The organism is Bradyrhizobium pachyrhizi (genome assembly GCF_001189245.1).
GTDB classification, from domain to species: Bacteria; Pseudomonadota; Alphaproteobacteria; order Rhizobiales; family Xanthobacteraceae; genus Bradyrhizobium; species Bradyrhizobium pachyrhizi.
The window spans coordinates 34,504-39,586 of record NZ_LFIQ01000084.1; the positions used below are offsets into that span (position 1 = coordinate 34,504).

Genomic DNA, 5,083 nt, shown 5'->3' on the forward strand with positions numbered 1-5,083 from the left:
GAGGTTGCCGGCCGACGCACGGATGATCGACTGGCCGGTGACATGCGAGCCGGTGAAGGCGACCTTGTCGACATCGGGATGGGAGGCGAGCGCCGCGCCCGCGGTCTCGCCATAGCCCGGCACGACGTTGACGACGCCGGGCGGAATGCCGGCTTCCATGCAGAGCTCGCCGATGCGCAGCGAGGTCAGCGGCGATTCCTCGGCCGGCTTCAGCACCACGGTGCAGCCGGTCGCGATCGCCGGGCCGATCTTCCAGATCGAGGCGGTCAGCGGCCCATTCCAGGGGATGATCGCGCCGACCACGCCGATCGGCTCCTTCAGCGTGTAGGAGAATATCTCGCCGGGCAGCGAGTTCTCGATGGTCTCGCCGTGGATCGCGGTCGCCTGTCCCGCATAGTAGCGCAGCATGCCGAGCGCGCGCAGGCGGTTGCCACGGGTCCGGCTGATCGGAGCGCCCATGTCGAGCGTGTCGAGCTGGGACAGTTCCTCGAAATTGGCTTCGACGAGCTCGGCAAGCTTGAGCAGCATGTTCTGCCGCTCGAACGGCTTCACCTTGCTCCAGGGACCTTCGAACGCGCGGCGCGCCGCCGCGACCGCGCGGTTGATGTCCTCGGCATCGCCCTCGGCGACGGACGCGAGCAGCTCGCCGGTCGCGGGATTATGTGTCTCGAATTTCTTGCCGGAGGCGGCGTCGACCCATTTGCCGTCGATCAGCATCTTCTTGTAGGAGCCATCGGCATAAGGATGGCGCGTGATCGGAATAGCCTGCGAAACAGCCATGTTTGCACTCCCTGTAAAATGTCGGCTGAGGTCTTTTAGAAGCGTTATATCCCGAATTCTACAGCGCAGGCGCGAAACCGTAAAGCCGAGCCGGCGTTGTCGAGGGCGGCGCGTACGAAAACCTGTCATGCGCCTGCGTGCGTGGTGCGGATCGTCGCGGCACGTTCCATGGCTTCATGGTTCGAGACGCGCGGCATTGCCGCGCTCCTCACCATGAGGTCTGCTATAAGGCCTCATCCTGAGGAGCCGCGCAGCGGTGTCTCGAAGGATGAAGCCCGACCCTAAGATATACTTGCCCTCTCGCTTGTCCGGAGACCGCAGATGCCCCACCCCGTGATATCAGCCAATCATGTTGCCGTGATCACCGGCGGCGCCTCCGGCATCGGACTTGCCGCCGCAGTGCGGTTCGCCGAGGCCGGCATGAAGGTCTGCATCGCCGATCTCGGCGACGACAGGCTGAAGGCGGCCGCGGCTAAACTGTCATCTGCGGCACCTGGCGGCGCGGCCGATATCATGACGGCTGCCGTCGACGTCAGCCGCGCCGACGAAGTGGCAAAGCTCGAAGCTGCGGTCGCGAAAAAGTTCGGCGGCACAGACATCCTGATGAACAATGCCGGCATCCAGCCCGGCAGCGCGATGTTCGGGCCCGCGGACAATTGGCAGCGCATCCTTGGCGTCAATTTGTGGGGCGTGATCAACGGCACGCAGACGTTTGCGCCCAACATGATCAAGCGCGGCCGGCCGGGGCTGATCATCAACACCGGCTCCAAGCAGGGCATCACCACGCCGCCGGGCGATCCCGCCTACAATGTTTCCAAGGCCGGCGTGAAGGCATTCACCGAGGCGCTGCAGCACGAGCTACGCAACACCGACGGCTGCAAGATATCGGCGCATCTCTTGATTCCGGGTTTTGTCTTCACCGGGCTGACCGCCCGCGGCCGCACCGAGAAGCCGGCCGGCGCCTGGACAGCGGAGCAGACCGTCGACTTCATGATCGAACGCCTCGACGCCGGCGACTTCTACATCCTCTGCCCCGACAACGACGTGCCGCGCGCGCTCGACGAGCGCCGCATCCTGTGGGCCGCCGGCGACATCGTCGAGAACCGCCCGCCGCTGTCGCGCTGGCATCCGGATTACGGCGACGCGTTCGCCGCGTTCGTGAAGGGGAAGTGAACCGGGGGGAACATAGGATGGGTCGAGCGAAGCGAAACCCATCACCTCTCCCGCGGTCCGCTATTTGATGGGCATCGCTTCGCTCGACCCATCCTACAAGCTCCTAATTCGCCCGCACCTGCACCCTTGTCACCGGCGGCGCCACCAGCGCCTCGCCGAGCTCGCTCTGCTGGGCGCGCGGAATCGAGAAGCAGACGCTGAAGCCGTCCGTGGTCTTGAGCGTCACCATGCCCTGCGCCGGATCGGTCGACTGTTCGATCACCCAGGAATCCAGCGGATAGGCGTAGCGCAAGGTCTGGTCGCCGAAGCGGGCCTGCAGCGCCTTGCTGATCAGCCCGGGCAAGGTCATGACCAGCGCGCCGACCTGGTTGATCGACAGGCGGATGGTTGCGGGCTCGCCCTTGCCGTCCACGAAGCCAAGCGAAATGGCGCAGCCATCGGACGCGACTTCGCAGGTGGTGAGCTCCTGGGTTTCGATCTGCATGCCGGCACTCCGGATCATCGTTATATTCTGCTTAATATATCGCGAAGACGACCAGCGTCCAGCCCTTAAAAGTATAGCCGCGGCAGCCATCGGCAGGGCCGCGCGCGGCATTAGAATCTATTGAAGCCCGCGGTGCCCCGATTGACGCCGGGCGGGCAACCGCGAATGAATCGGCACGAAGCTCAGGCTGATTTTTCTTCACGATTTTCCAGAGAATTCATTCGGTTCGGCAGTGCCGCGCGCTTGCCCTGAATGGCCGTGGCGTCGAACCCGCATCCGTGATATACACACGAATATAGCGAGGTCCGCGAAGGGCCCGTTTGACCAGGGAGAGCAAGGCCAATGAGTGATTACAAGCTTCTCATCGACGGCAAGATGGTACCCGGCGACCAGACCATGCCGGTGCTCAATCCGGCGACCGAAGAGGTGGTGGCGCAATGCCCGCGCGCCTCCAGGGAACAGCTCGACAAGGCTGTCGCCGCCGCGAAGGCCGCCTACCCGGCCTGGGCCGCCACGCCGATGGAGGAGCGCCGCAAGCTGATTATCAAGATGGCCGAGGTGATCGAGGCCAACGCCAACGAGCTCGCGCATATCCTGACCAGCGAACAGGGCAAGCCGCTCGCCGATGCCACCGGCGAGGTGATGGGCATGGCCGGCTTCTTCCGCTATCTCGGCTCGCTCGAACTGCCGATGCGCGTGATCGAGAATTCCGGCGACCGCAAGGTCGAGGCCTATCGCCGTCCGCTCGGCGTGGTCGGCGCGATCATTCCCTGGAACTATCCGCTGCTGATCCTGGCGTTCAAGCTGCCGTCGGCGCTGCTCGCCGGCAACACGCTGGTGGTGAAGCCTGCGCCGACCACGCCGCTCGCCTCGCTGCGCTTTGCCGAACTGGTCAAGGACATCCTGCCGAAGGGCGTCCTGAACTTCATCGCCGATGCCAACGATCTCGGCGACCACATGACCAAGCATCCCGACATCCGCAAGATCTCCTTCACCGGCTCCTCGGCCACCGGCCAGAAGGTAATGGCGAGCGCATCGCAGACCCTGAAGCGGATCACGCTCGAGCTCGGCGGCAACGACGCCGGCATCGTGCTCGACGACGTCGATCCGAAGAAGGTCGCGCCCGGCATCTTCGAGGGCGCGTTCCAGAACTCCGGCCAGGTCTGCCTCGCCATCAAGCGGCTCTATGTGCACGAGTCGGTCTATGACGAGATCTGCAACGAGCTGGTCGCGATCGCGAAGAACACCGTGGTCGATGACGGCTCCAAGCAGGGCACCAAGCTCGGCCCGCTGCAGAACAAGATGCAGTACGAGAAGGTCAAGGCGTTCCTCGACGACGCCCGCAAGAACGGCAATGTGATCGCCGGCGGCGCCGCGATGGACCGCCCCGGCTATTTCATCGAGCCGACCATCGTGCGCGACATCAAGGAAGGCTCCAAGCTGGTCGACGAGGAGCAGTTCGGTCCGGTGCTGCCTGTCATCAAGTACTCCGACAAGGACGACGTGATCCGCCGCGCCAATGCCACCACTTATGGCCTCGGCGCGTCGGTCTGGTCGTCCGACATCAAGCGCGCGCATGAGATCGCGACCCGGATCGAGGCCGGCACGGTGTGGATCAACAAGCACCTCGACATGGCCCCGAACATCCCGTTCGGCGGCGCCAAGCAGTCGGGCATCGGCACCGAATTCGCCGAGGAAGGCCTCGCCGAGTTCACCCAGCTGCAGATCATCAACGGCCCACCGGCCGCCTGACCCATCAACATGCGGCCGCGACGCCTCGGTGCCGCGGCCGCCCCTCCCCTCCATAACGAACAGAGCCCATCATGTTCGACGCCCAATGCGACCTTGCCGCCCTGGTCTATGACGCCGATAACGATCCCGATGCCATCCTGCGCGACTTCGCTGCCGATCTGAGAGCACACGGCGCGCGCGTGGTCGGCATGGTGCAATCAGGCCAATGCGCGGATTCCAGCCTGTCGGCTGTGCTGGTGCATAGCGGCGAGACGCTGCTGCTGGCGCAGCCGTCGAGCCAAACTCCTGCCAGTCCCGGCGCCACCGGCTGCAAGCTCGATCTGTCGCGGCTGCAGGCTGCCGGCGTCCGCGTCGCCGATGCACTTGCTGAAGGCGCCGATCTCGTGGTCATCAACCGCTTCGGCAAGCGGGAGCGCGACGGCAAGGGGCTTGGCTTCCTGATCGAGCGCGCGCTCGGCGCCGACATTCCCGTCGTGATCGCGGTGTCGCGCGCGAGCTTTGCGGACTGGATCAAGTTCGCCGGCGGGATGAGCGTGAAGCTCGCCTGCGACCGCCACGCACTCGATGCCTGGTGGTACAGCGTCTCGCTGCGGACCGCGGCCAGGATCGCGCCGGATCACACCACGGTCTGCGAAGTATTCAAGTAGACCTGCTTCGCAGGATGGGTGGAGCGCAGCGATACCCATCATCCCGCCGCACCGATGCATTGACGGGTATCGCGTCGCTCCACCCATCCTACGCGACTGCTGACTGTGACCGTGAGTATTGTAGCGAGCGGCCTCCGCACGCCGTCGTCCTGGCGAAAGCCAGGACCCATAACCACCGAATTCGATCGAGCGTGCGATAGTGGCCCCAGCATCGCACAACAACAAGCGGTTGGGGTAATGGGTCCTG

Annotated in this window: 5 protein-coding genes; 3 read left to right on the forward strand and 2 right to left on the reverse strand. The window is 64.6% G+C overall.

All coding sequences use genetic code 11. The annotated features are described in order from the left end of the window. A partial coding sequence (locus AKL29_RS45080) for an aldehyde dehydrogenase family protein (RefSeq protein WP_244482165.1) occupies positions 1 to 780 on the reverse strand: 780 nt, incomplete at its 3' end. A 321-nt stretch (positions 781 to 1,101) separates the two neighbouring features. Here AKL29_RS45080 and AKL29_RS18950 point away from each other — a divergent pair. Next, positions 1,102 to 1,953, forward strand: coding sequence for an SDR family NAD(P)-dependent oxidoreductase (locus tag AKL29_RS18950; RefSeq protein ID WP_050385183.1), 852 nt, complete (start codon positions 1,102 to 1,104; stop codon positions 1,951 to 1,953). A 103-nt stretch (positions 1,954 to 2,056) separates the two neighbouring features. Here the strand turns inward: AKL29_RS18950 and AKL29_RS18955 are convergent, their stop codons facing one another. After that, positions 2,057 to 2,437, reverse strand: coding sequence for a hypothetical protein (locus AKL29_RS18955; protein WP_050385266.1), 381 nt, complete (start codon positions 2,435 to 2,437; stop codon positions 2,057 to 2,059). Between the two features lie 342 nt (positions 2,438 to 2,779). Between AKL29_RS18955 and AKL29_RS18960 the strand changes: the two genes are divergently transcribed. Continuing rightward, positions 2,780 to 4,189: an aldehyde dehydrogenase family protein gene (locus AKL29_RS18960; protein ID WP_050385184.1), complete on the forward strand. Its 1,410-nt coding sequence runs from the start codon at positions 2,780 to 2,782 to the stop codon at positions 4,187 to 4,189. A gap of 71 nt (positions 4,190 to 4,260) precedes the next feature. Beyond that, positions 4,261 to 4,836, forward strand: coding sequence for a DUF2478 domain-containing protein (locus AKL29_RS18965; RefSeq protein WP_193395230.1), 576 nt, complete (start codon positions 4,261 to 4,263; stop codon positions 4,834 to 4,836). The last annotated feature ends 247 nt before the right edge of the window (positions 4,837 to 5,083 follow it).

Bases quoted from the DNA above. Each gene is read 5' to 3' on its own strand.
- AKL29_RS18950 (WP_050385183.1), top strand. From the start codon at position 1,102: ATGCCCCACCCCGTGATATCAGCCAATCATGTTGCCGTGATCACCGGC.
- AKL29_RS18955 (WP_050385266.1), bottom strand. From the start codon at position 2,437: ATGCAGATCGAAACCCAGGAGCTCACCACCTGCGAAGTCGCGTCCGAT.
- AKL29_RS18960 (WP_050385184.1), top strand. From the start codon at position 2,780: ATGAGTGATTACAAGCTTCTCATCGACGGCAAGATGGTACCCGGCGAC.
- AKL29_RS18965 (WP_193395230.1), top strand. From the start codon at position 4,261: ATGTTCGACGCCCAATGCGACCTTGCCGCCCTGGTCTATGACGCCGAT.